This window comes from Bradyrhizobium sp. HKCCYLRH2060, assembly GCF_051168135.1.
Classification (GTDB): domain Bacteria; phylum Pseudomonadota; class Alphaproteobacteria; order Rhizobiales; family Xanthobacteraceae; genus Bradyrhizobium.
Map to the genome: position 1 here is coordinate 44747 of NZ_JBNPUK010000026.1, position 26200 is coordinate 70946.

The window sequence follows — 26200 nt, forward strand, 5'->3', positions numbered from 1 at the left end:
TCCATCTCGTCGTTGATTCAGGTTTCGGGTTGATCGGCGACCAGTTGCGCATAGGCGCGCTCCACGATCGCCCGGCATTGCAGCAGGCGCTGATGCTCGGCCTTGCCGATGCTTATCGTCTCATCGCCGGAGTCGGCTGCGGTCGTCGCCGCCTGCAGCGCATCGAACAGGGCCTTCTCGAGCTGATAGATGCGCTCGCTGGCGCGCTCCAGATAGGGAATGGGATTGGCGCGGACATTGGCCTCGTGCAGCGCATCGAGGCTGAGCAGCGTGCGAAACCGGCGTTCGACCTGGCGCTGCTGCATGCCGAAATCGTGCTCGATGACGCTCATGGCCGGGCCTCGGGCGCGGCCGCCTTCGACGCCGCCGCTTTGGCGGCGCGGCGCAGCAAGGTGAGGCATTCGAGCGAGGCGGCCATGTCGAGCGCGGAAAAGCCGTCCAGCGTCTCGGTGCTGATGTCCGCGCCCTTGGCCAGCAGATGCGCGACCATTTCGGCCTTGCCGGAGGACGACGCATACATCAGCGCGGTGGCACCATTGTCGTTGCTGTTGTCGAGATCGATGCCGGCCTCGACCAGCGCGTCGATGGCGGCGAGATGCCGGCCGACGCAGGCGAGCCACACTGCGTTGTTGCCGTCGGCGTTCCTGGCGGTGACGTCGGCGCCGGCAGCGAGCAGCTCGCGGATGACGGCGACGTTGCCGAGATGTGCCGCCTTCATCAGCGGCGTGGTGCGATTGGCGATGATGGCGTCGACGTCGTCGGCGGGAAAGCCCTCGGCGGCGAGCCACGCCGCCAGGGCCGGACCGACGTTCGCCGCGTCGCTCCGCGCGGGATAACGCTGGCGCCACGCCTCATAGCCGCCGTCGAGGCTATAGATCTCCGCGAAGCCGAAATCGGAGAAGGTCTGCGCATACTCCTGGCTGGCATTGCCGTGATAGCAGTAGATCAGGATCGGCGTGCGCTTGGTCGTGCCGGCGATGATTTCGGAGAGATTGCGCTGGGTGAGATGCCGCGCGCCGGGCAAATGCGCAGTGTCGAACGAGGCGGGGTCGCGGACGTCGAAGCGCAGCACGTCGTCGCGCTGCAGCAGCTCGGCCGCGTGGTCGACGTCGATGCGCTGGAACGGAATGCGCGGTCTCATCGCAGGTCTCCCGCTTCGTTGCGTGTGCGGCCCGGATAGGCGGCCAGTGTCGTGATGCGGTCATCGGTCAGGGCACGGCCGACGGTGAAGTGGTAGAGCGTCTGGAAATCGGCTGCGACGACGCCGAGCATCTCGTGCACGGAGTCGTCGAAGAAGCAGCCGATGCCGGTGCCGCGCAGGCCCGCCGCTTCGGCTTCAAGGTAGAGTACGTGGCCGATCAGGCCGGCCTCCCAATGCAGTTGCCGATAGCGCCACGGATGGTCGCTCACGGCAGGCGTGAACTCGGCGAGTATCGCCATCGCAAAGCAGCTATCGCCCGCGATCGCCTGGTGACAGCTCGCGGTGCGGATCACGCCGCGGCTGTCGGTCGGCAGCAGCCGGAACAACGGCAGATGGTCGGCTGCGCGCTCGACGTGCTGCCAGTCGAAGTCGGGACGCAGCGCGCGCCGCAGGCTGCTCTCCGCCTCGCCGTTGCGCGGTAGCGCATAGAGCCCGGGCGTGAGGCCGTCGACGCGGTGGACGAACAGCAGCGGATGCAGCCGTGGCGCGAATGGCCAGGCGGTCCATGGCGGCGCGGCGCGCGGCAGCAGCGCGTCGAGAAGGTGAAGGAACGCTGCGAGGTCCATCGTGAATCTGGCGTCGAAGCGCTGCGCGCTGCGCCGGCCGAGAATGAGCTCGGCCGCGCGCGCCCGTGATCGCCGCGGCAGCGGCGGGCACTGCGACGGAACGGAGACCGCATCCTGCGCCGCACCGGCCGTGGCCGTGCTCACCTCGGGAATGACGGGCCAGCGATAGAGCGGATGGCGATCGAGCCGGTTCGCCTGGCCCTTCCAACTGTCGTCGATCTTGGCCGGCGATGGCAGGGCGGTCGGCGGCCGAGAGCGCGCATCGCGCGGCACGATCGCGAGCAGCACATCGGCGTCCTCGGTCTCGACGCCGGCGAAATCATCCGCGCGATCGAGTCCCATCAGTGCTGCGAGTTGCGCGCTGTCGATGCCGTCGATCACGTGCGCGCTCCAGCCCAGCGCAGCGGCGGCGTAACTGACGGCGCCGATCGCATGTCCGAGGTCGAGCTGGCAGTAGCGGAACGCACGCTCGCCATATTTCCACGCCTCGCGCCAATGGATCGAGGACAGCGCGAGCCACAGTCGCGGCTCGCCGGGTGATGTCGTGCCGCGACGGCAACGTTGCTCAAGCGCGTGATCGCGGCTGACATAGTGGTGAAGACCGTCGCTGAGCCCCGGCACGTTCTCCGCGATGACATAGGCCTCGGTCGGATGCAGATTGCCGCTGGAGGGATTGCAGCGCAGCGCCCAGCGATCCGGGCCAAGCTCCTTCCATGCGGCCAGCCCGAACGACAGTTCGAGCAGCAGCGCGACGCGGTCGATCGTCAACGGCTGGACCGGCGCCGTGGCGTCGCAGGCCTCGGCGAAGCTCACGGCGAGACGGTCCGAGGTCAGCGGCAGATGCAGCCGAGGGCTGCCGGCGAACTCGCGGAACGGATTCGGCTGCGCGTCCCAGTCCAGCGTCTCGGGTCCCGCCGCATAGCGCTTGAGACTGTGCTTGGTGCGGGCGTGATAGGCCAACGCGATGTCGGCGGCGGCTGGGACGTCCGCCGTGCCGGACGATGACACGGACATGCTTCCTCACAAGGCGCGACCTGCGCGGTCGCGCATGTTGGACGGTCGCTCGGTAACGGCGTCGGGCGGAGCAAGAACCGTTCCGAACGGCCGCAACTGCCTCCGCATCGTCATTTTGGAATGCGCCGGTCGGGCGCGGGCTCGGAGCTCATCGCCACGGCCGGTGGATCTGGAATCCGAGCGCCTCGCTGCGCATCGTCTCGGAGTGACGCGACGGGAGAGCGTGTCCGATTCCGAACAGCGCGACCGGAACTGTGGGCTTCTCGACATTTCAATGCCGGTGCGCGCCGGCCGATGCGCTGGCGTCGATCAGCACGGTGACCTTGGCCGCGATCGACAGCCACGCCCGATGCGCGGCGAGCTTGTGGCCGAGCTTGAAGCTGTCGGCCATGCGGGCCGCGAACGCCGGCCCCTCGGTCCCGTGCTGTTGGGCGATGATCCACGCGGTCTGCCACAGATCGGTCTCGCTGGTCACGGCGGATGCCTGCTAGAGATCGAGCACCAGCCGGTCGCCCTTGGCGCGCGACACGCACGGCAGGAAATAGCCCTCGGCGCGCTGGGCCGCGGAGAGGCGCTTGTCGCGATGATCGATCTCGCCGTCGATCACCCGTGTCTTGCAGGTGCCGCACATCCCTTGCTCGCAGGAGGTCGCGATCTTGACGCCGTTCTCCTCGAGAAAGGCGGTGACGGTCTTGTCGCCGGAGATCTTGAAGGTCGCGCCGGTGCTCTTGATGGTGACGTCGAACACCTTGTCGAGCAGCGCGGCCGCCGCCTTGGCGGTGAACCGCTCGACATGGATGCGCTCCTCGGCAAAGCCCTTCTGCCTGGCGAGCGCGATGATCGGATCCATCCACCAGTCGACGCCGCAGATGAACAGTTGCGTGTCGTCGGGCCGGTCGGCCAGCAGCTCGGCGGCCTTCAGCAACTGATTGTCCTCGCTGGATTCCTTGTAGTATCTGGTGTCTTCGGCGAAACGCGACGCCTCGATGGTGCCGCGGAACGAGTCCGGCGACATCAGCGCGAACACGTAGTGCAGCTCGAACGGGATGGTCTTGGCCTTCAGCGTGTCGGCGATCGACAGGATCGGCGTCACGCCGATGCCACGCGCCACGAGCAAGGCGCGCTTGGTGTCCTTGGGGATCTTGAAGCGGTTGCGCGGGCGGCTGACCTGCAGCCGGTCGCCCTCGTTGATGTCGAGATGCAGCGCCTTGGAGCCGCCGCGGCTGTTGCCGTCCTTCCACACGCCGATGCAGTAGCGGTTGCGCTCTGAGGCGCTGTTCAGCAGTGAATATTGCCGCGTCAGTCCATTCGGCAATGTGACGTCGATATGGCTGCCGGGGGTGAAGCCCGGCAGCGGCTGATCGTCCGCCGGAACGAGCTCGAACGAGGCCATGTTGTGCGCCTCGATGGCCTTCTTGGCCACGACGACCGTGTGCAGGCTGTCGGACATCTGACAACTCCATCTTGCGAGCCGGCTCATGAGAAACCGATGCAAGGGCGAGGCCAAACCGCGTTCGCCGCGGAGCGCGGCGGCTTTTCCGCTTGTGCTCGCTGCAGATTGGATGTATCAGCGTCGCCCGTTTCAACCCCGACGGTGTTCAACGCGAGAGGCCATCAGCCATGTCGAATCCACTGTGCGCGACACGATCCGTGCCGACGCCCGCAGTGCGTCCGGCTGATAGTTTCTCGATCATGTTGAACGACAATGGCAAAGTCATCGATTGCACGACGGCAGGAGGCCGAGCGCGCGCGAGTTGAAGCCTATGAGCTGACGCTGCGCCGTGCGGCACGGCCGACGCGGCCGCCGCCGGATCTGCACAACGCGATCCGCGAGGCGGGGCGTGGCTTCGAAGCCGACATCATCCGGGATCCCGAGAGCTGGAAGCCGCAGCTCAAGACGCGCGATGCCGCGCGCCTGCGGCTGGCGGCGGCGCGGCATCTGTTCGCGCGCTATCCCGTGCCTTCGCATCTGGAGCAGATCTGGATCGAGGCGTCGGGGCTCGGCCACGACGAGATCGTCCGTCGCAAGCGCTGGTACATCGCGGCAGCCGGTGGCGGCTCGCTGTACAAGGCTGGCGCGTCGGCGTTCCTGTCGCGAAAGGAGGTTCACGGCTTCCTCCATCCTTTCGGGCAGGTCGGCTTCGACGAGGCGATCTGGCAGGCGATCGCGCGGTCCTACACGGGCGATCCGGCGATCGTGTCGCGGATCACCCGGTCCCGGATCGCGCGGACGCCGCGCGGCGAGCACGCGTTCTGGCGCGAGGCGGCGCAGTTCTTCTGCGCGCAGCCGACCACCGTCGAGGAGATCGACGATCTCTGCGACTACATCGCCGACCGTCGCCGGCGCGAGCGGGCGTTCAGCCTCAAGGGCCGCTCGCTCGCGGCGCTGCGCCGGCTGGCGCGGGAATGGCACCGCGATCTCGCGGTGATCGCCCGCATCGAGGCGGCGCGCCGGCGTGCCGAGATGGCGCGTCACCGTTCGGCAGCGCAGGCGGCGGAGCTTGCGGCGCATTGGCCGGGCGCGCAACTCGCGGACTGGTCGTGGAGTCCGTCGGCCAAGGCCTTCGCCAAGCGTGACGAATATGTGATCACGCAGCTGCGGACCGCGGAGGACCTCGTCGCGGAGTCCAGGGCCATGCGTCACTGCGTGTCGAGCTACGCGACGAGGTGCATCGCCGGCCATTCCTCGATCTGGTCGCTGCGGCATCGCCATGGCGGCGCGGCGCAGCGGCTGCTGACGATCGAGCTCGATCGGCAGCGTCGCGCGGTGCAGGTGCGTGGCTTCGCCAACCGCGTGGCTCACGCCGGTGAGCGCAAGGTGCTGGAGCGCTGGGCCAAGGCGCGCGGCATCGACCTGCCGAAGACATGATCTGCGTCGCCCGTTCCGGGCGGCGCAGGTCGTGCGCGCCAGTCAATGTGCGTCGATCGCATCCGCCTTGGCGCCGCCGGCGACGGAATAGCGCATCGGCACCTTGCGGGTCTTGAGGAACGCCTCCAGGGTCTCGCCGCGGAAGGCTGCGTAGACCTCCGGGTTGGAGACGCCGATCACCGCGGCCATCTTCTCCAGCACGAAGAAGCTGACGCCCCGCCTGATCATCTCGATCCAGCGGCGGTTCTTGATGAGCTCGCGCTCCTCGCCCGTGAGCTCGTACTCGTCCGCGAGCGCGTCGAATTCCTCAACAAATCTCTTGCGATGCGCGGGGATCACGAGCCGGTGCAGGAAGTCGTTGATGCGGAAATTGGCCTGGCTGCGGCCATGCGTGAACGGATAGGTGCCAGCCAGCGTCTCGGCGCCCGCGAGCTCGTGTCCGATATGCGCGCGATAGGCCGCGACCTCCTGCGGATCCGGCGTGCCGCCGAGATCCTCGAACACCAGGGTCGCGATGTTGGTCACCGACGGCGTGTAGGTCTGCCTGTGCACGAGCCTCACCTTGTCCGACAGCGCACCACGCATGATCAGCCACATGATCACCTCGGCGCCTTCCATGCCCCCCTTGACCGCATAATCGGCGATCCGCATCGCCGTGAGCCGCTCCGGGTCCTTTTCCAGCAGATCGAGGAATTCGTTGTCCCAGTCCTCGTTGAGAAAGCCGGCACGCTCGCCATGCACCTGGTGCGACAGCCCGCCGGTGGCGAAGATGGCGACTTTCAGATCCTCCGGATAGCTCTCGATCGCCTTGCGCAGCGTCTTGCCCAGCTTCCACATCCGCTTCGCATTGGGGATCGGCAGCTGCAGCACGCCGACCTGAAGCGGCACCACGCGGCCCGGCCACGGGCCGCTGGCATCGCCCATCATCGACAGCGGCGACAGCAGGCCGTGATCGACCGGCTTGCCCTGGAAGAACGACATGTCGAACTCGTCGGCGACCATCGCCATCGCAATGTGCTGCGACAGGCCGAGATGCCCCTTCGCCGGCGGCACGTCGCGCGGTCCGCCGCCCTCGTCGGCCGCGACATAGCGGTCGTCGATGCCGAGCGCGAACGCCGAGTAGTGATCGAAGAAGAACGAGGTGATGTGATCATTGTAGATCATGAACAGGACGTCGATGTCCTTCTGCTTCACCCAATCGCGTACGACCGCGAAGCCGTCGAAGATCGGCTTCCAGGCCGGGTCGTTCTGCTTGTTGGTGTCGAGTGCGAAGCCGATGGTGGGCGAGTGCGATGCGCCGATGCCGCCGATGATCCGGGCCATGTGTCCCTCCGCGAAATGGGCCGCGGCTGACTGTTACCCGCGGCCGCGCCGGGGCCGACCTTACGAAGTTTCCCCTGCTAGACAATCATGCTAATGTGCACGGATCGTTTCTCTTGACGAACGAGAGCCCTAGGATGAAATGGCGGATCGAGGACATTCCGGTGTTCCATGCGGTGGTGGCGACCGGCGGCATGACCGGTGCCGCGCGGTCGCTGGGCATGCCGAAATCCTCGGTCAGCAAATCGGTCGCCCGGCTCGAGCAGGACCTCGGCATCCGGCTGTTCGACCGCAACTCGCGGCGCGTCCGGGTGACCCGCGAGGGCGAGCTGTTCTTCCAGCAATGTCAGAAGATCCTGGACCAGGTCTCGGAGGCCGACGCGGTCATGACCGGGCTCTCCGGCGTCCCCAGCGGCCGGCTCTCGGTGGCGCTGCCGCCGGCGTTCTGCGAGGAGATCCTGGCGCCGCAGCTCGCCGAATTCCACCGCCGCTATCCCCGGATCGAGCTCGACGTCGAGGCGACGACGCGCGCGATCGACATGCTGGCCGACCGCTTCGACATCGCGGTCGTGGTCGGCGTGCAGGAGAATTCCGAGCTGGCGCAAAAGGTGCTGATCGGCGGCCGCCTGATCTGGGTGACCAGCCCCGCTTATCTCGCCGCGCACGACATCGGCGAGGACGTCCGCGCGCTTGAGCGCCATCTCATGATCTGCGAGCGCCGCTACGGCGACCGCACCCTGGTGATCAAGCAGCATGGTCATCTCGTCCGCTTCGACGTCGGGGCGCATGTCGCCCGCATCAACAATCCGCTGGCGGTGCGCCGCGCCGTCGCCCACGGCGCCGGCATTTCCTTTCTGCCGGAGCACTATTGCGTCGAGCTGCTCGGCGAGGGCCGGCTCGTCGAGATCGGCAGGGGGGTCGTGTTCGACACCCGCGCCGCGCAGCTCACCGCGATCTTTCCGAGCCGCAAGCTGATCTCCTCGCGCGCCCGCGCCTTCCTCGATTTTCTCGAGGAGATCTGCAGCCCGTCCGCGCGCGGTTGAGCGGGCTGCTGCCAAAACGTCACATGACAGGCCCCGGAAAGAGGTCTAAGACGCGCGGCTCTTGAGTTGACCTCTTACGAGAGCCGCCATGAATCTGCGCCAGCAATGGGAAGATCAGGCCGCCCAGTGGCTCGCCTGGGCGAGGGCGCCGGGCCATGACAGCTTCTGGCGCCATCATCGCGAGCAGTTCACCAGCCTGCTGCCGGGGCCGGGTGCGCTGACGCTCGACATCGGCTGCGGCGAGGGCCGGTTGTCGCGTCATCTCAACGCCTCGGGGCACAGGGTGATCGGCATCGACGCTTCGCCCTCGCTGATCGCGGCGGCGCGCGCCGCCGATCCCGCCATCTCCGTCGTGCGCGCCGATGCGGCATCGCTGCCGCTGGCCGATGCCTGCGCCGATCTCGCGATCGCCTTCATGTCGCTGCAGGACGTCGATGCGATGCCGGCCGCAGTGCGCGAGGCGGCGCGAGTGCTGAGGCCCGGCGGCCGGCTGTGCATGGCGATCGTCCATCCGCTCAATTCGGCCGGCCGCTTCGCCAGCCTGGCGCCGGACGCGCCGTTCGTGATCCAGGGGAGCTACCTGGACTCCTTCAACTACAGCGATCCGATGGAGCGCGACGGCTTCAGCATCATCTTTCACAGCGCGCATCGTCCTCTGCAGCGCTATTTTGCGGCGTTGGAGGAGGCGGGCTTCCTGATCGAGGCGCTGCGCGAGCCGTCGATCCCCGAAGCGGCGATCACCCGCGACAGCAGCCGGCGCTGGCTGCGCGTGCCGCTGTTCCTCCATCTGCGCTGCCTGCGCCCGTAGGGCCGGAACGCCGCGACGGGCTCCGGCTTCGCGCGGGCGTCACCCGCGCCGGGCCGCCTCGATTGCTGCGACGTCGATCTTCTTCATCGTCATCATCGCGCCGAAGACGCGCTTGGCGGTGGCGCCGCCTTCGGTCATCGCATCGGTGAGCGCGCGCGGCGTGATCTGCCAGGAGATGCCCCATTTGTCCTTGCACCAGCCGCACTGGCTTTCCTGGCCGCCATTGCCGACGATGGCAGTCCAATAGCGGTCCGTCTCCGCCTGATCATCGGTGGCGATCTGGAACGAGAAGGATTCGTTGTGGGTGAACGCAGGTCCGCCATTGAGGCCGAGACAGGGGATGCCGCAGACGGTGAATTCCACCGTGAGCACGTCGCCAGCCTTGCCGGAAGGGTAGTCACCCGGCGCGCGATGGACTGCCGTCACTTTGCTGTCCGGAAACAGCTCGGCATAGAAGCGCGCGGCGGCCTCTGCGTCCTTGTCGAACCACAGACAGATCGTGTTCTTGGGCTTTGCCATGGCAGGGCTTCCTTCCATTTCAGTGCAGGCCGCGCGCTGGTTCACGACGCGGCGCTCGGGGTTGTGATCGCGCCGGCTCGTCGCGATCCGGCTTGATCCAAGGACGCAGCCGCCGGCCGCGATCCGACATCATGATCTGCCTTGGACGAACTTTTTGTGGCCGGCCTGCGCGGCGGATTCTTCATCACGCAGCAGTTGTAGCCGGGGTGCGGCCCTGTCGTGTAGGCTCGCGGGGGGATCGACCGGTGAGTGGGGGTGGTGAGATGAAAGTCACGCGTGCCGCGCGCCGGGGTGTGTTCACCCTGCTGGCATTGGTGGTCCTCAGCGGCCACCGCGCCGAAGCCGCGTTCGACTACGCCCGCTACAAGGAGGCCGGTCTCGACGACCTTCTGGCGCTGCCGCGCCCGGCCAAGGGTGTCGACATCAAGACGGGTGCGCCGTTCAAGCTCGAGGTCATCCTCGCGAGTGCCGGGGGTCCATGTCAGACGGGGTTCTTGAAGAAGTCGATGGCGATGTCGGGCTTCGACCAGGTCGAGAAGCTCGGCGTCTCGAATTGCATCACGGTGCGTTCATCCAAGGGGCGGGAGCTCAAGGTTTTCGTGCAGGACATCGTTTATGGCTTCCTGCCGCGCGAGGTGAAGGTCGGCGGCAAGCTGACGCTCTATGCCGTCCACATCTACACCTCCGCCGAGGGACCCGGACTGCTGGTCAACGAATTCCAGACGGTGCAGCCAGCCGCGCCGGCTCAGCAGCAGCCGTCCGAAGCCGGAATGGCCTCGTGCGGCTGCTGGTCGCTGCGCGATCATCCCGGTATCGATGTCGACGCCGGGACGGAGGGGGCACCGATCGGGGTGATGGAGGATGGCGTCGTGGTCAAGGTGGAGGCGGCCGATCAGGCGCCCGCTGACCTGCCGCTTGTCGGCGGCTGCGGGCGCTACGTCGTGCTCAAGCACAGCTATCCGAACGGCGCTGTCCTCTTCACCCGTTATGCCCATCTCGGTCGTCTGGTCGATGGCAAAGGCGAGATGCCGGCCGTCGGCGCGCGCTTCAAGCGCGGCGAGAAGATCGCCGAGGCCGGCCCCGGCAAGATCATGCATTTCGAGTTGCGGCCCGTTGCGCAAGGCAACGCGACGGTGGATTCCGGGTGGACTAAGCAATACGACGGGATTGCCGACATGGAGTGGTCACGCTACGAGCCGGTGGATCCGAGGAAGTTCGATCCCGACGCCTTTGGCGGTCTGGGCAAGCGTGGGAAGTAGGCGTCGACATGGTGAAGACTGGGGGCCGCATTCAAGCGGTGCTTGTGGGGATCGCCGCGGCGATGCTGACCGGGTGGCTCTCGCCATCGGCGCATGCACAATCGGCGCCGCGACCGGCGTCGCCGCCGCCGGCACGTCCGGCCCCCTCACCACCGGCGCCAGCCGTTCCTGCCGATCTGAAGGACCTGCGCGGCGAATGGAAGCGCGCCGGCGCCGGCTTCGGCTGCGTCGTGACCCCGCCGCGCGAGCTGTCACAGGAGCTGTTGCTCGCAGTCATGGCGCGCGCCTGCATGCGGCTGGGCCCGCTGGTAGTCGGCGACGGTGCTGACACGGCGACCGCTGCGCTCGGGCAGCCCCACCGCACCTTGAAGCAGGCGCAGGACAAGGTCGCCTGGATCTACTTCGTCGGCCAGCGCGAGCACTATCCTTATTTCGTGGTCACCGTGGCCGCCGATAAGATCGTCGCGCTGCAGGTCACCGGCGACGGCACCACGACGGCTCCGGGCTACGAGCTCAGCAGCGTCGGTCTCGGCGCCCCCACCGACGATCTGGTGAAGGTGTTCGGCCAGCCCAACCATTTCGAGCCGAGCGAATTGAAGGGCGTCGAGCTCTGGACCTATCCGCCGCATGCGTTCTCCTTCGAGCTCAAGGGCGGACGGGTGATGTCGATCCGTGTTGGGAAGTCGTGATCCGGCTCCACTGATTGCGCAGCGAAGCCGGATTTGCGCATCGCGGTACGCTAGCCGCCGGGCGACTTTGGCGGTTCCGCGCCGCCGTGAGCGGCCTGCTCGGCGCCATGGGATGACGGCGGAACAGCCTCTGACGCTGCCGGCGCCTGATCCGTCTTGGTGCCTGAGGTCTCGGCCTTCTTAACGTTGTCATCAGGGTTCTTGGCGTCTGCGCCCTTGTTGTCCGAACTCTTATTGTTCGAGCTGTTGTCGTTCGAGCTCTTGGCGTCCGGCGCCTTGTCCGGTTTCGGCGGCTCGATCAATGCCGCGCGCGTGGCCGGCACGACCGGCGCGGCGGCGTCGGCGTTGACATGGAAGAGATAGTCCTCCGCCGACCGCGTGAACAGATAGCCCCCACCGGCGTCCTTCTTGTAGCGATAGGTCAGCGCGCTTCCATCGGTCCGCTTCAGCGTGACGGTGACGTCGGGCGCATCCGTCTGCGCCAGCGCCGCCTTGCCCTTGCCGCGCACGTTATCGAAGGGGGGATGCGCCATCGCGCTGACCAGGGCGTCGATCTTGTCGGGCCGCGGCTTCTCGTCCTTGCCGAGCCCCGCCAGCGTGAACTTGCCGTCCTTGCCATCGATGGTGACGTCGCCGACATTGACGCTGGCGATCTTGTCGCGCGGCGTGTCCAGCATGTCGTGCTGCATCCAGGCGCTGGGCTCCGCGCCGATGTCGTAGGTCGCCAGCTCGACGGCAAAGACCGGAGAGGCATCGCCGGCCCGCACATGCACCTGGCGATACGCCGGCGAGGTCCCGACCAGGAGCGCACCGACCCGGCTGCCGCCGCTCGTCAGCACCACGCGGCGCTCATGAACCTTTTCGGTGACCTTGAAGCGCTCGGCTGCGGCCTCGGTCTTCGCGATCGGCCAGCCCTTCTTCAGGCCGGCGATGCGGTCGAGCAGGCCATTGACCTTCGTCGTGTCGGCGGGAAAGTCGGCCAAGGCGGGGATCACCCATTTGCCGTCCTTGCGCGCGAGGGTGACGGTGTGGCCGGCATCGTCGTCGATCGCGACCTGATCGACCTTGGCCGGCGCGAACGCGACCAGCGGCTCCTTGGCGTCGAACGCGGCATGATCGGAACGGTTGACCGCGAAGGTGAGAGCCAGCGCGAGCTGGCCACCCAGCAGCGCCGTGAGCAGGATGGGAAGCCCTTTCATGTCCGCGCCTCCGCGATGCCGAGCATGTTGAGATATCTCCGTTGGGCGCCGAGCCGCAGCGCGCGGCGCACGATGTAGACGAGGGCGAGCCCTGCGAGCGCGAGCGCATAGTTCAGGTATTCCCAGAACATCTGGCCGCCGCTCTGCATCGGGGCGAGCGTGCGCGAGAACTGGCCGCCGCGGCTGCGCAGCGCCAGCAGCCCGCGGTCCTCCAGCGACCAGTCGACCAGGTTCTGTGCGAAGTCGAGCGGCGCCAGATACTGCGTGCGGTCGACGCTGGAGGCGAGCTGCAGCACGTCGTCCGACAGGAAAGTGCCCGAGCCGATCACGATCAGCCGCGCGCTTTCGGGCGAGCGGGAGATCACGCCGGTGATGCTGGGCTTGGCGTCGGCAGCCGCCGTCTTCGCCGCGTCATCGGGCTTTGCATCAGCCTTTGCGTCGGGTTTGGGCTCAGCAGCGTCCTTGGCGAGAGGCGACGGCTTGCCGGCGAAGAACGACGTGAACTCACCCTCCATCATGGCCCCGATCAGCTGGCGCCCCTGCTTGTCTGCAGGAGGGAAGCCGGTGTCGGGATGCGCCTTGAAGTCCGGCACGACGTTGGTCGTCTTGGCGGTCCATGAATGCGGCGAGCTCTGGATCAGATCGACGATCTTTCGCTTCTTGCCGACCTTGTCGGCGTCGATCGTCAATGGCGAGGCCCAGGACAGCGTCAGCTGCTGGGTGCCGGCCGAGGGTGCCGCGCCCTGCGCCAGCCCGTCGCTGCGGATGTCGGCGAAGAACGGGTAGTCCATCAGCCGGATCTGCCGCACCTTGATGCCGCCGCCGACGTCGCGCTCGCTCGGGATCGGGAACGAGGCGTTCTGGCGGTCGAGCACCATGCTGTCGCCGACCTTCACGCCCTGGAACGCCAGCCAGTCCTCCAGGCCGGACGGCGTCTTGGTCACGTCGAGATTGCCGCGCAGCGACGGCTGATAGGGCGAGGTGGCGACGATCACCGTGCCCCCCTTCATCAGGAACTGATCGACGGCGAACAGCTGCTTCTGATCGAGCTGCTGCGGCGAGGCGACGAACAGGATGTCGGCGCGTTCGGGAACGCGTCCATCCTTCAGCTGGGTGGCGTCGACGAGCGTGTTCTCCTGCAGCTTCTGCTGCAGCAGATCGAACGACGGCCCACTGCTGCCGGGGATGCCGAGCTGCGGCATCGGCTGCTGCGCCGGCGGGGTGTACAGCGCGACGGTGCGCAGCGCGCCGGGCGTGAAGCGCTTCAGCTCGGCGTCGATGTTGCGCTTCAAGCCGTCCTTGTCGAGCTGCTCCGGCAGCTGGATCTGCTCGGTCTTGTCGCCGCTCTTCAGGATCAAATGGAACCAGAAGCGTTTCGGGTTGAGCAGGCCGACCGAAAGCGGCTCGAGGCCGTATTCGTCCTGCAGGGTCTTGGCGATCTGTCCGCCATCGGCGTCGGGATCGACGATCTTCGCGTCAAGCTTGCCCGGCGTCTTGCTCTGGTAGTCCTTGATCAGCTCCTGCAGCGCGGTCTTCAGCTTGGCGAGCGGCTCGGGCAGGTTCTTGGCCGAGATATAGGCCTCGAGCGTCACCGGCTGCGGCAGGCCGGCCAGAACGTCGCCGGAGCCGCGATAGCCGTTCAGCACCTTCTTGATCGCGCGCGTGATCGTATACTCGGGATTGCGCAGATTGACGTCGAGCTCGCTGTCGCCGTCACCGCGCTCCTTGACCTCGATGAGATCGCGGAAACCGAGCGTCGTGTACTCATCGCCATATTTGACGAGGATGTTGAAGTAGGAGTTGGTCACCGACGCCTGATACTTGCTCGAGGTCTGGAACGGCACCGGCTGGATGCCGTACTGCTTGTTGGCTTCCGCCTCGAGCGCGGCGTTCTGCATCGGGTCGACGAACTCGACCCGGACCTTGCCTTGTCCTGCGATCTCGTACTCCTTCAGGAGATCGCGCAGCCGCGGCACCAGCGGCGCCAGCAGCGGGTGGGTCTGAGCGCTGAAATAGCCGCGGATCAGCAGCGGCTCCTGCAGCTGGCCGAGATAGCTCTTTGTCTCGTCCGAGATCGAGTAGATGTGTCCCGCGGTGAGATCGGCCCGTGCGGCCGGGAGCTGGCCGAGCCACAGGTTGACGGCGACGAGATTGGCCACCGTGAGCGCGGCCACCATGCGCCAGCGCCGGTGCTGCGGCGCGCGGCCCTGCGACGACCAGCGCAGGCTCTCCAGCACATAGAGATTGAGCACCAGGAAGACGCCGAAAATGCTGAGATAGTAATAGAGGTCGCGCAGGTCGATGACGCCGCGGGCGATCGACTCGAAGCGCGACCCGGCCCCGAGCTGGCGCAGCAGTTCGCCGCCTTCGTTGCCGGTCAGCGAGGTCAGCGTGTTGGAGCCGAGCAGATAGAACGCGCCGCAGATCAGGGTGGAGACGATCAGGCTGATGACCTGGTTGTCTGAGCGGGCGCTGACGAACAGGCCAATCGAGATGTAGGCGGAGGCGAGGGCCAGCGCGGCGAGATAGCCGCCGGCCACCGGTCCCCAGTCGAGCCGGCCGATCATGGAGACCGTGATCGGGAGCGGCAGCGTCAGCGCCAGCGCGATCGCGACCAAAGCGAGGCAGGCGAGGAACTTGCCGAGCACCAGCTGCAGCGGCGCGACCGGCGATGTCAGCAGGAACTCCAGCGTGCCGGCGCGCCGCTCCTCGCTCCACATCCGCATCGTGATGGCCGACACGATGAAGATCATCAGCACCGGCATCCATTCGAACAGCGGCCGGACGTCGGCGATGTTGCGGGCGAAGAAGCGGTCGACCCAGAAGAACAGGAACAGGGTGACGGCGAGGAACGCGGCCATGAAGATGAAGGCCGCGGGCGAGGCGAAGAAGACGGCCAGCTCCTTGCGAGCGATACGAAGAACGTTATGCATGCAGGGCCTCCGGGGTCGGCGCGCCGGCGCCGGTGATGTCGGCAAACAGGGTTTCGAGATCGCGCTGTTCGGGATGCAGGGCGAACAGATCGAGCTTGTTGTCGGTGATGACGCGGGCGACGGCCGGCGCCACGGCGCTCGCCGCGTGGCCATTGAGGTTGAGGGCATAGGCATGGCCGGGCTCGGCCGCCGTCAGCCGCTCCACGCTCTTCACGAGCCCAATCCCCGTGACCAGCCGCTCGACCAGGTCGGGCGGCCCGCTGGTGACGAGACGCAGCCGGCCGGGACCGCCGAGATCGCTCATCCTTGTGTCGAGCGCCAGCCGGCCGCGGTTGATCACCAGCACGCGCTCGCACACGGCGCGCACCTCCTGCAGGATATGGGTCGACAGGATCACGGTGGCTGTCTTCGCGAGATCCCGGATCAATCCCCGCATCTGCGCGATCTGCGACGGATCGAGGCCGTTGGTCGGCTCGTCGAGGATCACGATCTTCGGCTTGTGCAGGATCGCCTGTGCGACGCCGGTGCGCTGCCGGTAGCCGCGCGACAGGCTCGCGATCGGCGCGGTGGCCTTTTCCGCAAGGCCGGTCGCGGCGATGGCATCGCGCAGCGCCTGCGCCCGGGCGCCCGGCGGGATTCCTCTCAGCTCCGCCGCGTAGTCGAGGAATTCGACCACTGTCATCTCGGGATACAGCGGACAATTCTCGGACAGGTAGCCGATCAGTGCCTGCGCCTGCCGGCGCTGCCTGCCGATGTCGTGGCCATGAATGGTCGCCGTGCCGGCGGTCGGCTCGAGATAGCCCGTCAGCATTTTCATGATGGTGGTCTTGCCGGCGCCATTGTGCCCGAGCAGGCCGACGATCTCGCCGTCGCCGACCTCAAAGGAGACGTCGTCGACGGCGGTGAATGACCCGTATTGGCGGGTCAGGTGTTCGGCGGAGATCATGTGACGTGTCGCTCCTGAGTTGGCCGTCGCGGCGCCGGATCCTGATCGACATGCAGGATCAATCACCGGCGGCACGCGCGTCGGATGCAGCTGAGAGGATCGGGCCGACCGAACCGGTGGTCGTCGGCATGGAAGCTGAGAGATCGGCGCGCCGAGCGCAGCGGTTCAGAGCGGCCCGGCCTATGCGATGGGGGGAGTCATCATCCGGAAGAGCACATCGTGCGACGAAGCCTTGTGCAACACCTTGGGAGGTCGTGAAGCGTTTGTTTCCCGCCGTTCTGTTGGTTGCGGCTAACTAATCGAACGCGATCGGATGAATCAAGCGGGGGCAGCCGCCCTGGATCGATCACGACCGGTCAATTGGATGTGAGCGGGCAAGGGCGAAAGCTCGCGTTGCAGCCGCAGCCTGCCATGCTCCTCGCATCCCTGCGGGCCGCGCATGGGGCTGTCCGGTCCCTCGCGGACGCCGAGGGCATCTGGCGGTGATCGCCCTGCGCCAAATAAATGAGATTGCGCTTTTTCAGAAATCGTGCTTATATGCGGGCAACCCGCCTCGAGCAGAGGGACGTACGCGTCGTCACGAACGTTGAGGTGGGCTGCGATGGACGTGACGGCTGCGCGCGACGAGCGCGGTTGGCACGGACGGCGAAGTCGTGTGGTCCTGGCCTCTCGACGCTGAGGTCTGCGCAACGCGCCAAAGGCGCGTTGTCGCAAAATGGGGGCAAGAAAGCCGATCCCCAGGGAGAGCACGAAGGACACCGTAAAACTATCGCGCGGGGAAGGCCGGGTCTGTCCGGCTGTACCTGTGGTACCTGCCGCCTGCATTCTTTTGAGCAGGCGGGCCACGGGCCTCAGCCGAGGTCCGGCCTTCCTCGCGCCCTCTCGTTGTTCAGAGGGGCATGACGAATGCATCACTCGGGCGCTGCGCGCCGCGGGGAGCACGCGCTCGCCTCACATTCGGTGTCGTCCCGGACAAGCGCGCCACGCGCGCGCCGATCCAGGACCCACCCCAGGGAGACGTTCGAGGCATGATGGCCGACCGATCTCGCCTCACCCCGAGGGCCGGTGGTTCTGGGTCCCGGCTCAAGGCCGGGACGACACCGAATTTGTCGCACGCACCGGGCAGCCATGATCAGCCGTGCCTTTGCAGCGCACTCCCGATCCCGTATCCAGCAGCAACAACGCAAAGAGGAAACCACCATGACCAAGACCGCCGCCGAGATCGAGGACGACCGCCAGATTCGCGAGCTGTTGCAGAACTGGGCGATCTGGCGCGATGCGGGCGATTGGGAGCGCTTCCGCACGGTGTGGCATCCGGATGGGCGGATGATGGCGACGTGGACGCAGGGCACCGGCGACGAGTTCATCGAGATCAGCAAGGCGGCCTGGGCCAAGGGCGTCAACATCCTGCACTTCCTCGGCGGCATCTCGGTCGATCTCGCCGGTCATCGCGCGATCTCCCAGACCAAGATGACGATCTCGCAGCGGGCCGAGGTCGAGGGCGTCGTCTGCGACGTGCTGTGCACCGGCCGCTTCTACGACTTCCTCGAGAAGCGCGCGGGCAAATGGGGCATCGTGCTGCGCCAGCCGATCTACGAGAAGGACCGCATGGACCCGGTGACGCCCGGCGCGGTGCCGGCGCTGGACCGTGCGCTGCTGGAGCAGTTTCCCGTGGGGTATCGGCATCTCGCTTATCTGCAGACGCGCATCGGCTACACGGTGAAGCGCGACATGCCCGGGCTGAAGGGGCCGGAGGTCGAAGCGCTCTATGCGCGCGGCGCCGCGTGGCTTCGGGGCGAGGGGCTGTGATCGTCGACCCCTGCCTCGCCGGAGCCGCGCTCCGAACGGGACCAGCTCTCGCCGTGAGGGGCTGATCCGGCGGATCTCTGGTGCCGTTACAGAGCGGGTGACTGTGGCTCGGAGTGCGTAGCGAGGAATCAGCGCAAGTACCTGAATCAGAAAGGATTGTCTGTCAGCCTTGTTCCTTGGAGCGGAACCGTCGCGCGGGTGTTGTATACAGGATCGGCAGTTTTTGCCGAAAGAAGGCGGAACTTGCGTCTCATCCTTTGCTTGCTGTATACAATGCTCAGTTGGAAGTATACCGACACGAGGACACGCCATGGCCGCTTCTTTTCCGATGAATGCATGGTACGCCGCGGCCTGGGACGCCGAGGTCAAGCAGGCCCTGCTGCCGCGGACGATCTGCGGCAAGCACGTCGTGATGTACCGCAAGGCCGATGGCACCATCGCCGCGCTCGAAGATGCCTGCTGGCACCGGCTGGTGCCGCTGTCCAAGGGCCGGCTGGAAGGCGACACCGTCGTTTGCGGCTATCATGGCCTGAAATTCAGCCCGCAGGGCCGCTGCACCTTCATGCCGTCGCAGGAGACCATCAATCCCTCGGCCTGCGTACGTGCCTATCCGGCGGTCGAACGGCATCGGTTCATCTGGCTGTGGATGGGCGATCCGGCGCTGGCCGATCCCGCTATTATTCCCGACATGCACTGGAATCACGATCCGGCCTGGGCCGGCGACGGCAAGACCATCCACGTCAAATGCGACTACCGGCTGGTGGTCGACAATCTGATGGATCTCACGCACGAGACCTTCGTGCACGGCTCGTCGATCGGCAACGACGCGGTGGCCGAAGCGCCGTTCGACGTCACCCATGGCGAGCGCACCGCCACCGTGACGCGCTGGATGCGCGGCATCGAGCCGCCCCCATTCTGGGCGAAGCAGCTCGGCAAGCCGGGCCTGGTGGACCGCTGGCAGATCATCCGCTTCGAGGCGCCGTGCACGGTGACGATCGACGTCGGCGTCGCGCCGACCGGGACGGGCGCGCCGGAGGGTGACCGCTCGCAGGGCGTCAACGGCATGGTGCTCAACACCATCACGCCGGAGACCGACACGACCTGCCATTATTTCTGGGCGTTCGCCCGCAACTACCAGCTCACCGAGCAGCGGCTGACGACCGAGATCCGCGAGGGTGTGTCGGGCATCTTCCGCGAGGACGAACTGATCCTGGAAGCGCAGCAGCGCGCGATGGACGAGAATCCGGGGCGCGTGTTCTACAATCTCAACATCGATGCAGGCGCAATGTGGGCACGGCGGATCATCGATCGGATGATCGCGCGCGAAACGCCGCTGCGTGAAGCCGCGGAGTAGAATGGAATGGCCGAGCGTGACAGCGAGCGTTCGATCTCGCAGACCGTCCGAGCGCAGCTCACCTTGCGCGACCTGATCCTCACCGGCGGCTTGCGCCCCGGTGAGCGCATATCCGAGCTGCAGGCGGTCGAGGCCGCCGGCGTCTCCCGCACGCCGGTGCGCATGGCGCTGGTCCGGCTCGAGGAGGAGGGGCTGCTGGAGGCGATTCCGTCCGGCGGCTTCATGGTGAAATCGTTCTCCGAGCGCGACGTGCTCGACTCCATCGAGGTGCGCGGCACGATGGAAGGACTGGCGGCGCGGCTCGCCGCCGAGCGCGGCGTGTCCGTGCGCGACACCGAGCCGATGCGCGAATGCCTCGCCCAGATCGACGAACTGATCGCGCCCGCCGAGCTCTCCTTCGACGGCTTCTCGGCCTATGTGGCGCTGAATGCGCGCTTTCATGCCTTGCTGGCCGAGTTGTCGCGCAGTCCGCCGGTGATCCGCCAGGTCGACCGCGCCAGCGCGCTGCCGTTCGCCTCGCCGAGCGGATTCGTGATGGCGCAATCGGCGCTGCCGGAGGCGCGCCACATCCTGGTGGTCGCGCAGGAGCATCACCGCATCGTCATCGATGCGATCGAGAACCGCGAGGGCGCCCGCGCCGAGAGCATCATGCGTGAGCATGCCCGGCTGGCCGCCCGCAACCTGCGGCTGGCCGTGAAGGCGCGTGGTCCGATGGACCTGGTGCCGGCGGCGGTGCTGATCAAGACGCAGATCAACGGCTGAGGAGGCGATCATGCGTTTCCAGGACAATTGGTCGCCTGCGACCCTGGTCTCGACACGCGACCTTGCGCCGGGCATCCGCGAATTCATCCTGCGGCCCGACGGCTATGTCTGCGCGCCCTATGCGGTCGGCAGCCACATCAAGGTCGGCGTCCTCGCCGCCGGCCAGCCCGATGTCCGCTCCTACTCGCTGGTCGGCGAGGCGGACCCGCGGGGCTACCGGATCGCCGTGCGCTTCGCCGAGGATTCCCGCGGCGGATCGCGCTATCTGTGGTCGCTGCAGCCCGGCGCGCGGCTGGACGTGGCGAGCCCGACCTCGCTGCTGCAGGTCGATTGGCAGTATCAGCATTATTGTCTGGTCGCCGGCGGCATCGGCATCACGCCGCTGGTCGGGGCGGCGCATGCGCTGCTGCGCAAGACGCCGAGCGTCTCGCTGCATTACGCGGTGCGATCCCGCGGTGATGCGGCCTACCTCGATGAGCTCTCGGCGCTGCTCGGCGACCGTCTCGCGGTGTATGCCGCGGACCAGTCGCAGCGGCTCGACCTGACCGATCTTTTTTCGAGTCTGCCGTCCGGAGCAGCCGTGCTGTTCTGCGGACCGATGCGGATGCTGGATGCCGCGCGCAGCGCGTGGGCGGCGTGCGGCCGCGCGCCGGCCGATCTCAGCTATGAGACGTTCGGATCGAGCGGCCGGCTGTCGACCGAGCCATTCAAGGTCCGGCTGCGCGACAGCGGCGAGGAGATCGTGGTGCCGCGCGACCGCTCGATGCTCGACGTGCTCAATGCCGCCGGCCACGAGGTCATGGCGGATTGCCGGCGCGGCGAGTGCGGCGTCTGCGCGGTTGACGTCGTCGAAGTCGAGGGCGAGATCGATCATCGCGACGTGTTCTTCAGCGCCGAGCAGAAGCACGAGAGCCGCAAGCTTTGCGCCTGCGTTTCCCGCGCCCACGGCGTGGTCACGATCGATACGCTGGAGCGGGCCGACGCGCTGTGAGCGCACTGCCGGCTATTTGTCGGCGAGCAGGTTGACCGGCGTCGCCGACGGCGGCTTGCCTGAGGACTTCCGGCCGCTCTGCTCGGCTGCGACGGCGGCGCGTGCGGCCTTCAGGCGTGCATCGGTCTCCTTGTCGGCCAATAGCGCGTCGGTGAGGTTCGCTTCGGCGGTGTACGCCGCCTCGGCCGCGGCCTTGGCCGCCGCGATGTTGGCAGCGGTGGGATTGGCCTTTGCCACCGCCTCCGCCGCGTCGCGGTCGGAAATGGCCTTCTCGTTGGCCGCCAGCGCGGCATCGAGATTGGCGTCGGCGACCGTCTCGGCCGCATCGGCAGCCGCCAGCGTCGCCGCGGCCGGACTGAGCGGCGGCCGGGGGCGCAATGGTTTCGCTGCCGCCTGCGGCTTGACGGCCTGGGCCTGCGGCGGGAACGCGGGCCGAGAGGGTGGTGGCAGTGCCGTTGGCTGCTGGATGGGAGGCGGCTGGAGCGATGGCATGGTCGGCACGAGCCCGATCGGCACCATCCGCGCAAACGAGCTGCGCGCGTCGCGCATCAGGCCGCCCATGATATCGTCGAGCGGGTCGGCCATCGCGGTCCCGCTCACCGCTGCGCCGGCAAGCATGCCGATCGCGGCGGCGACGTTCCTCGTCGTGATGCAGACGGCCATCGGAGCCTCCCTCGCGACGACATCGGGCCAGCCGACCCCCCGGCGCTCACCGCCTGCCTTATTCCGGAAATGGGTTTGCAGGGTGGCGCCATCGTGGAGCGCCGCGCCCGACATGCGCCGCATCTGCCACATTGGGCTGTCAGGCGAGTTCCTCGCGCACCCGCGCCGCCGCCGCGCACATCGCCTTCAATTTCCCGAAGGCGGTCGCGCGCGGCAGATATTTCATGCCACAGTCGGGCGCCACGACCAGCCGCTCCGGCGCCACCACTTTCAGGCCGTTGCGGATGCGCTCGGCCACGACAGCGATCGGCTCGATCTCGGGATCGCCGAGATCGAGGACGCCGAGCACGATGGTCTTGGTCGAGAGATCTCTGAGAACGCCGAGGTCGAGCCGCGGCTGCGCCGCCTCGATCGCGATCTGCGCGGCGTGGCAATCGGCAAGCTCGGCCAGGAACGCATATCCGCTCGGCTTGCTGGCGCCCGGCACGATGGCGGCATAACCGAAGCAGACGTGAACGATGGTGGGCACCGTAATATGATCCAGAGCCCGGTTGATCGCCTTGACGGCATAGCGCCGCGCCGCCTGCGGATTGTTGCGGACCCAGGGCTCGTCGAGCTGGATGACGTCGGCGCCGGCGCGTTGCAGGTCGCGGGCCTCGGCATTGACGACCTCGGCGAAAGCCATCGCGAGCGCCTCGTCGTCGCCGTAGAAGTCGTCCTGGGCCTGCTGGCTCAATGTGAACGGCCCGGGCAGGGTGATCTTGGCGGCACGCCGGGTGTTACGGCGGAGGAACTCCATGTCGCGCAGCTCGACCGGCTGCGTCCGCCGGATCGGACCGACGACGCGCGGCACTGGCGTCTTGATCCCGGACGGCGAGATGATGATGGCGGGATTGTCGGCATCGACGCCGTCGAGCGCGGTCGCGAACCGGTTGGAGTAGCTTTCGCGCCGGATCTCGCCATCCGACACGATGTCGATCCCCGCCTGTTCCATGTCGTGGATCGCGACGATGGTCGCGTCGTCCTGGGCGTCGTCGAGCAGCGGCCGGGGAATGCGCCACATGCCCTGCATGCGAATGCGAGGAACGGATTTCGAGAGCATTGCGCGATCGACCAGCCAATCCGGCTGCGGGTAGCTTCCGACCACGGTGGTCGGGAGGAGATGTCGAGGCATATTCACGCAATGGCCCTCCCGCGGGTCCGACTCAACCTTGGGTACGATGGCAGACGATAATTCGGTGTCAGAATGCAACCTAGCGTTTTGTTCGTCTTCGGATCGTCATGGAAATAATTCGTATTTTCTGCAGTTTATCAGTTCAACATTCGTCACGAGGCGGCATCACCGATGCAACACATCCTGACTCTCAACTCCGGCTCATCCTCGATCAAATTCGCCTTGTTCGAGGAAGATGCCGTCCTTGTCGAGACCGTGCATGGCCAGATCGAGGGGCTTGGCCGTAACGCGCCGCATCTCGAAGCAAAGCTGAGGGGCGCTCCGCTGGCCGATGAACGCCTGGATGCAGCGAGCGCCGCCGATCACGAAGCGGCTCTCGGCGTCGTGCTCGAGGTCCTGCAGCGCGCCATCGGCCGCACCGAAGTCGACGCCGTCGGTCACCGCGTCGTTCATGGCGGGCTCGCATTCACGCGGCCGATCGTCGTCAATGACGATGTTCTGAATGATCTGCAAAAGCTCATTCCGCTGGCGCCGCTGCACCAGCCTCACAATCTCTCTGGTGTCCGCGCCGCCCATCGCGCCTTTCCTGGCGCCATGCAGGTCGCATGTTTCGATACCGCGTTCCATCGCTCGCACCCCTGGGTTAACGACACCTACGCCTTGCCGCGCGAGTTCTACGATCAGGGCGTCCGCCGCTACGGCTTTCACGGCCTGTCCTATGAATACGTCGTGTCGCGATTGAAGGAGATCGCTCCGCTCGACGAGAAGGGCCGGGTGGTCGTGATGCATCTCGGCAACGGCGCCTCGATGTGTGCGATCCGGGATGGGCAGAGCATCGGTTCGTCGATGGGCTTCACGGCACTCGACGGTCTGCCGATGGGCACGCGCTGCGGTCAGCTCGACCCTGGCGTCGTTCTCTATCTGCTTGAGGAGAAGCGCATGACGGCCGAGGCGGTCACCGATCTCCTCTACAATCACTCGGGCCTCAAGGGATTGTCGGGGTTGTCGCAGGACATGCGCGAACTGGAGGCCGCCGGCACGCCGGAGGCGCGGCAGGCGATCGACTACTTCGTCGACCGCATCAGGCGCGAGCTCGGCGCCATGGCCGCGATCCTCTCTGGCATCGACGCGGTGGTGTTCTGCGGCGGGATCGGCGAGCATGCATGGCGCATTCGCGAGCGCGTCTGCCAAGGATTCGAGTGGCTCGGGATCGCGTTGGACGAAAGCCGCAACCGCGCGAGCCATTCCTTGATCTCTTCGGACCAGTCGCGGGTGCGTGTGCGGGTGGTCAATACCGATGAAGAGATGATGATCGCACGGCACGCCGCGCGGCTGCTGAAGCAGTCATGACTGAGATGGCCGACCAGACCTGCTGATTTGCCGCTTGCATGCGCCGGCTTTTGGTATCATCGAAGATGAAACAACAACAAGGCCGGTGGGGAAGCGATGGAAGGCAGCGCAGCGTTGCGTGAGACGGACCTGGAGTTCGACTATATCGTGGTCGGTGCCGGCTCGGCCGGGTGCGTTCTCGCCAACAGGCTCAGCAGTGACGGCAAGCACACGGTGCTGCTGCTCGAGGCCGGTCCGAAGGACACCAACATCTGGATCCACGTTCCGCTCGGCTACGGCAAGCTGTTCAAGGAAAAGACCGTCAACTGGATGTACCAGACCGAGCCGGAGCCGGGGCTCGACGGCCGCTCGGTGTTTCAGCCGCGCGGCAAGGTGCTCGGCGGCTCCAGCTCGATCAACGGCCTGCTCTATGTGCGCGGTCAGCACGAGGACTACGACCGCTGGCGGCAGCGCGGCAATGTCGGCTGGGGCTATGACGACGTGCTGCCCTATTTCAAGCGGGCGGAAAATCAGTCCCGCGGCGCCGACGACTATCATGGCATCGACGGCCCGCTGCCGGTGTCCGACTGGCGGCACGAGGACCCCTTGTCTGAAGCCTTCGTGAAGGCGGCGGTCGAGGCCGGGTTGCCCTTCAATGGCGACTTCAATGGTGCGAGCCAGGAGGGCGCGGGGTTCTTCCAGACGACGACCCGGCGCGGCCGTCGCGCCAGCACCGCGGCCTCCTACCTGCGGCCGGCGCTCGGTCGCAGCAACCTGCACGTCGAGACCGACGCGCTGGCCCAGCGGATCGTGTTCGAGGGACGCCGGGCCGGCGGCGTCACGTTCAGCCAGTGCGGCCGGATGCGGACGGCCCGCGCCCGCAGGGAGATCCTGGTGTCGAGCGGCGCCTACAACTCGCCGCAACTGCTGCAGCTGTCCGGGGTCGGTCCGGCCGAGCTGTTGAAGCAGCATGGTCTCGACGTGGTCCTCGATGCGCCCGGTGTCGGGAGTGACCTGCAGGACCATCTGCAGGTGCGTATCGTGATGCGCTGCAGCCAGCGCATCACGCTCAACGACATCGTCAACAATCCGGTGCGCAAGGTGCTGGCTGGCGCACGCTATGCGGCCTTCCGCAACGGTCCGCTGACGATCGCGGCGGGGACGGCCGGCGCATTCTTCAAGACCGATCCGCGGCTTGCGAGCCCGGACATCCAGATCCACTTCATCCCCTTCTCGACCGACAAGATGGGCGAGAAGCTGCACACCTTCTCCGGCTTCACCGCCTCGGTCTGCCAGCTCAGGCCCGAAAGCCGTGGTTCGCTGCGGATCAGGAGCGCGGATCCGGCGGTGCCGCCGGAAATCCGCATCAATTATCTCGCCAGTGAAACCGACCGGCGGGCCAACGTCGATGGCCTCCGGATCCTGCGGAAAATCCTGGCGGCCCCGGCCTTGAGGCCGTATGTCTCGGATGAAGCCTATCCGGGGTCCAAGATCGTGAGCGATGACGACATCCTGGCCTATTGCCGGCAGACCGGCAGCACGATCTATCATCCGACCTCGACCTGCCGGATGGGGGCCGACGCTGCCGCCGTGGTCGATCAGCGCCTGCGGGTACGCGGCATCGACGGCCTGCGCGTGGTCGATGCCTCGATCATGCCGGACCTGGTTTCGGGCAACACCAACGCGCCGGTCATCATGATCGCGGAGAAGGCCTCCGACATGATCTTGCAGGACGCGCGCTGACGCAGGAAT

General features: G+C 66.8%; 23 protein-coding genes. 11 read left to right on the forward strand and 12 right to left on the reverse strand.

Translation table 11 applies throughout. From position 1 onward, the window contains the following. Positions 1–17: 17 nt before the first annotated feature. The 5 genes from ACQR10_RS31715 to ACQR10_RS31735 form a co-directional block, all read right to left on the reverse strand. On the reverse strand, positions 18–332 hold the full coding sequence (locus ACQR10_RS31715) for a hypothetical protein (protein ID WP_316177992.1): 315 nt from the start codon (positions 330–332) through the stop codon (positions 18–20). Further along, positions 329–1072: an ankyrin repeat domain-containing protein gene (locus ACQR10_RS31720; RefSeq protein ID WP_316218666.1), complete on the reverse strand. Its 744-nt coding sequence runs from the start codon at positions 1070–1072 to the stop codon at positions 329–331. Before ACQR10_RS31720 ends, ACQR10_RS31715 begins: the two co-directional genes overlap by 4 nt. 65 nt (positions 1073–1137) lie before the next feature. After that, positions 1138–2781, reverse strand: coding sequence for a nitroreductase family protein (locus ACQR10_RS31725; RefSeq protein ID WP_316218641.1), 1644 nt, complete (start codon positions 2779–2781; stop codon positions 1138–1140). 271 nt (positions 2782–3052) lie between these two features. Then, complete coding sequence (locus tag ACQR10_RS31730; RefSeq protein WP_315804485.1) at positions 3053–3256, reverse strand: hypothetical protein; 204 nt, start codon at positions 3254–3256, stop codon at positions 3053–3055. A gap of 12 nt (positions 3257–3268) precedes the next feature. Further along, on the reverse strand, positions 3269–4231 hold the full coding sequence (locus tag ACQR10_RS31735; protein ID WP_316218640.1) for a PDR/VanB family oxidoreductase: 963 nt from the start codon (positions 4229–4231) through the stop codon (positions 3269–3271). Between the two features lie 255 nt (positions 4232–4486). Here ACQR10_RS31735 and ACQR10_RS31740 point away from each other — a divergent pair, with 255 nt between their 5' ends. Continuing rightward, positions 4487–5650: a PcfJ domain-containing protein gene (locus tag ACQR10_RS31740; protein ID WP_316218639.1), complete on the forward strand. Its 1164-nt coding sequence runs from the start codon at positions 4487–4489 to the stop codon at positions 5648–5650. Between the two features lie 42 nt (positions 5651–5692). Here the strand turns inward: ACQR10_RS31740 and ACQR10_RS31745 are convergent, their stop codons facing one another. Then, a complete protein-coding gene (locus ACQR10_RS31745) occupies positions 5693–6973 on the reverse strand; it encodes a gallate dioxygenase (protein ID WP_316218638.1) in 1281 nt (426 codons plus the stop codon). 134 nt (positions 6974–7107) lie between these two features. On the opposite strand from ACQR10_RS31745, the gene ACQR10_RS31750 reads away from it, so the two are divergent. Together ACQR10_RS31750 and ACQR10_RS31755 are read left to right on the forward strand one after the other, a co-directional pair. Further along, positions 7108–8013, forward strand: a complete 906-nt coding sequence (locus tag ACQR10_RS31750) for a LysR family transcriptional regulator (protein ID WP_315804489.1) — start codon at positions 7108–7110, stop codon at positions 8011–8013. Between the two features lie 88 nt (positions 8014–8101). Next, the gene (locus tag ACQR10_RS31755; protein WP_315804490.1) at positions 8102–8821 is read left to right on the forward strand and encodes a class I SAM-dependent methyltransferase; all 720 of its coding nucleotides are present in this window, start codon (positions 8102–8104) and stop codon (positions 8819–8821) included. A 39-nt stretch (positions 8822–8860) separates the two neighbouring features. Here ACQR10_RS31755 and ACQR10_RS31760 read toward each other — a convergent pair whose 3' ends face one another. Continuing rightward, entirely contained in the window at positions 8861–9340 is a 480-nt protein-coding gene (locus ACQR10_RS31760) for a VOC family protein (protein ID WP_316218637.1), read from the reverse strand. Between the two features lie 263 nt (positions 9341–9603). Between ACQR10_RS31760 and ACQR10_RS31765 the strand changes: the two genes are divergently transcribed. Then, a complete protein-coding gene (locus ACQR10_RS31765; RefSeq protein WP_316218636.1) occupies positions 9604–10599 on the forward strand; it encodes a M23 family metallopeptidase in 996 nt (331 codons plus the stop codon). Positions 10600–10607: 8 nt separating this feature from the next. Continuing rightward, positions 10608–11288, forward strand: a complete 681-nt coding sequence (locus ACQR10_RS31770) for a hypothetical protein (RefSeq protein WP_315804493.1) — start codon at positions 10608–10610, stop codon at positions 11286–11288. A gap of 50 nt (positions 11289–11338) precedes the next feature. Here ACQR10_RS31770 and ACQR10_RS31775 read toward each other — a convergent pair whose 3' ends face one another. From ACQR10_RS31775 to ACQR10_RS31785, 3 genes are read right to left on the reverse strand one after another with little or no spacing between them, the layout of a single operon-like run. Continuing rightward, entirely contained in the window at positions 11339–12487 is a 1149-nt protein-coding gene (locus ACQR10_RS31775; protein ID WP_316218635.1) for a DUF4340 domain-containing protein, read from the reverse strand. After that, positions 12484–15420 (reverse strand): Gldg family protein, encoded by a 2937-nt coding sequence (locus ACQR10_RS31780; protein WP_316218634.1) that lies wholly within the window; start codon positions 15418–15420, stop codon positions 12484–12486. The genes ACQR10_RS31775 and ACQR10_RS31780 overlap by 4 nt, the downstream gene beginning before the upstream one ends. Continuing rightward, on the reverse strand, positions 15413–16366 hold the full coding sequence (locus ACQR10_RS31785) for an ABC transporter ATP-binding protein (RefSeq protein WP_316218633.1): 954 nt from the start codon (positions 16364–16366) through the stop codon (positions 15413–15415). The genes ACQR10_RS31780 and ACQR10_RS31785 overlap by 8 nt, the downstream gene beginning before the upstream one ends. Positions 16367–17566: 1200 nt before the next feature. Between ACQR10_RS31785 and ACQR10_RS31790 the strand changes: the two genes are divergently transcribed. The 4 genes from ACQR10_RS31790 to ACQR10_RS31805 all read left to right on the forward strand — a co-directional run bounded on the left by ACQR10_RS31790 (position 17567) and on the right by ACQR10_RS31805 (position 21282). Continuing rightward, a complete protein-coding gene (locus tag ACQR10_RS31790) occupies positions 17567–18175 on the forward strand; it encodes a nuclear transport factor 2 family protein (RefSeq protein ID WP_315805845.1) in 609 nt (202 codons plus the stop codon). 310 nt (positions 18176–18485) lie between these two features. Then, positions 18486–19529 (forward strand): aromatic ring-hydroxylating dioxygenase subunit alpha, encoded by a 1044-nt coding sequence (locus ACQR10_RS31795; protein WP_315805846.1) that lies wholly within the window; start codon positions 18486–18488, stop codon positions 19527–19529. Between the two features lie 6 nt (positions 19530–19535). After that, positions 19536–20291, forward strand: coding sequence for a GntR family transcriptional regulator (locus ACQR10_RS31800; protein ID WP_315805847.1), 756 nt, complete (start codon positions 19536–19538; stop codon positions 20289–20291). A 10-nt stretch (positions 20292–20301) separates the two neighbouring features. Then, positions 20302–21282, forward strand: a complete 981-nt coding sequence (locus tag ACQR10_RS31805; protein WP_316218632.1) for a PDR/VanB family oxidoreductase — start codon at positions 20302–20304, stop codon at positions 21280–21282. Positions 21283–21294: 12 nt separating this feature from the next. Here the strand turns inward: ACQR10_RS31805 and ACQR10_RS31810 are convergent, their stop codons facing one another. Further along, entirely contained in the window at positions 21295–21945 is a 651-nt protein-coding gene (locus ACQR10_RS31810; protein ID WP_316218631.1) for a hypothetical protein, read from the reverse strand. Between the two features lie 139 nt (positions 21946–22084). Further along, positions 22085–23119, reverse strand: coding sequence for a cobalamin-independent methionine synthase II family protein (locus tag ACQR10_RS31815; RefSeq protein WP_316218630.1), 1035 nt, complete (start codon positions 23117–23119; stop codon positions 22085–22087). Between the two features lie 171 nt (positions 23120–23290). Between ACQR10_RS31815 and ACQR10_RS31820 the strand changes: the two genes are divergently transcribed. After that, a complete protein-coding gene (locus tag ACQR10_RS31820) occupies positions 23291–24469 on the forward strand; it encodes an acetate/propionate family kinase (protein WP_316218629.1) in 1179 nt (392 codons plus the stop codon). A 96-nt stretch (positions 24470–24565) separates the two neighbouring features. Further along, positions 24566–26191: a GMC family oxidoreductase gene (locus ACQR10_RS31825; RefSeq protein WP_316218628.1), complete on the forward strand. Its 1626-nt coding sequence runs from the start codon at positions 24566–24568 to the stop codon at positions 26189–26191. Positions 26192–26200: the final 9 nt, after the last annotated feature.

Bases quoted from the DNA above. Each gene is read 5' to 3' on its own strand.
- ACQR10_RS31765 (WP_316218636.1), top strand. From the start codon at position 9,604: ATGAAAGTCACGCGTGCCGCGCGCCGGGGTGTGTTCACCCTGCTGGCA.
- ACQR10_RS31820 (WP_316218629.1), top strand. From the start codon at position 23,291: ATGCAACACATCCTGACTCTCAACTCCGGCTCATCCTCGATCAAATTC.
- ACQR10_RS31755 (WP_315804490.1), top strand. From the start codon at position 8,102: ATGAATCTGCGCCAGCAATGGGAAGATCAGGCCGCCCAGTGGCTCGCC.
- ACQR10_RS31800 (WP_315805847.1), top strand. From the start codon at position 19,536: ATGGCCGAGCGTGACAGCGAGCGTTCGATCTCGCAGACCGTCCGAGCG.
- ACQR10_RS31750 (WP_315804489.1), top strand. From the start codon at position 7,108: ATGAAATGGCGGATCGAGGACATTCCGGTGTTCCATGCGGTGGTGGCG.
- ACQR10_RS31740 (WP_316218639.1), top strand. From the start codon at position 4,487: ATGGCAAAGTCATCGATTGCACGACGGCAGGAGGCCGAGCGCGCGCGA.
- ACQR10_RS31805 (WP_316218632.1), top strand. From the start codon at position 20,302: ATGCGTTTCCAGGACAATTGGTCGCCTGCGACCCTGGTCTCGACACGC.
- ACQR10_RS31815 (WP_316218630.1), bottom strand. From the start codon at position 23,119: ATGCCTCGACATCTCCTCCCGACCACCGTGGTCGGAAGCTACCCGCAG.
- ACQR10_RS31825 (WP_316218628.1), top strand. From the start codon at position 24,566: ATGGAAGGCAGCGCAGCGTTGCGTGAGACGGACCTGGAGTTCGACTAT.
- ACQR10_RS31785 (WP_316218633.1), bottom strand. From the start codon at position 16,366: ATGATCTCCGCCGAACACCTGACCCGCCAATACGGGTCATTCACCGCC.
- ACQR10_RS31745 (WP_316218638.1), bottom strand. From the start codon at position 6,973: ATGGCCCGGATCATCGGCGGCATCGGCGCATCGCACTCGCCCACCATC.
- ACQR10_RS31790 (WP_315805845.1), top strand. From the start codon at position 17,567: ATGACCAAGACCGCCGCCGAGATCGAGGACGACCGCCAGATTCGCGAG.
- ACQR10_RS31735 (WP_316218640.1), bottom strand. From the start codon at position 4,231: ATGTCCGACAGCCTGCACACGGTCGTCGTGGCCAAGAAGGCCATCGAG.
- ACQR10_RS31770 (WP_315804493.1), top strand. From the start codon at position 10,608: ATGGTGAAGACTGGGGGCCGCATTCAAGCGGTGCTTGTGGGGATCGCC.
- ACQR10_RS31780 (WP_316218634.1), bottom strand. From the start codon at position 15,420: ATGCATAACGTTCTTCGTATCGCTCGCAAGGAGCTGGCCGTCTTCTTC.
- ACQR10_RS31725 (WP_316218641.1), bottom strand. From the start codon at position 2,781: ATGTCCGTGTCATCGTCCGGCACGGCGGACGTCCCAGCCGCCGCCGAC.
- ACQR10_RS31715 (WP_316177992.1), bottom strand. From the start codon at position 332: ATGAGCGTCATCGAGCACGATTTCGGCATGCAGCAGCGCCAGGTCGAA.
- ACQR10_RS31810 (WP_316218631.1), bottom strand. From the start codon at position 21,945: ATGGCCGTCTGCATCACGACGAGGAACGTCGCCGCCGCGATCGGCATG.
- ACQR10_RS31795 (WP_315805846.1), top strand. From the start codon at position 18,486: ATGGCCGCTTCTTTTCCGATGAATGCATGGTACGCCGCGGCCTGGGAC.
- ACQR10_RS31775 (WP_316218635.1), bottom strand. From the start codon at position 12,487: ATGAAAGGGCTTCCCATCCTGCTCACGGCGCTGCTGGGTGGCCAGCTC.
- ACQR10_RS31760 (WP_316218637.1), bottom strand. From the start codon at position 9,340: ATGGCAAAGCCCAAGAACACGATCTGTCTGTGGTTCGACAAGGACGCA.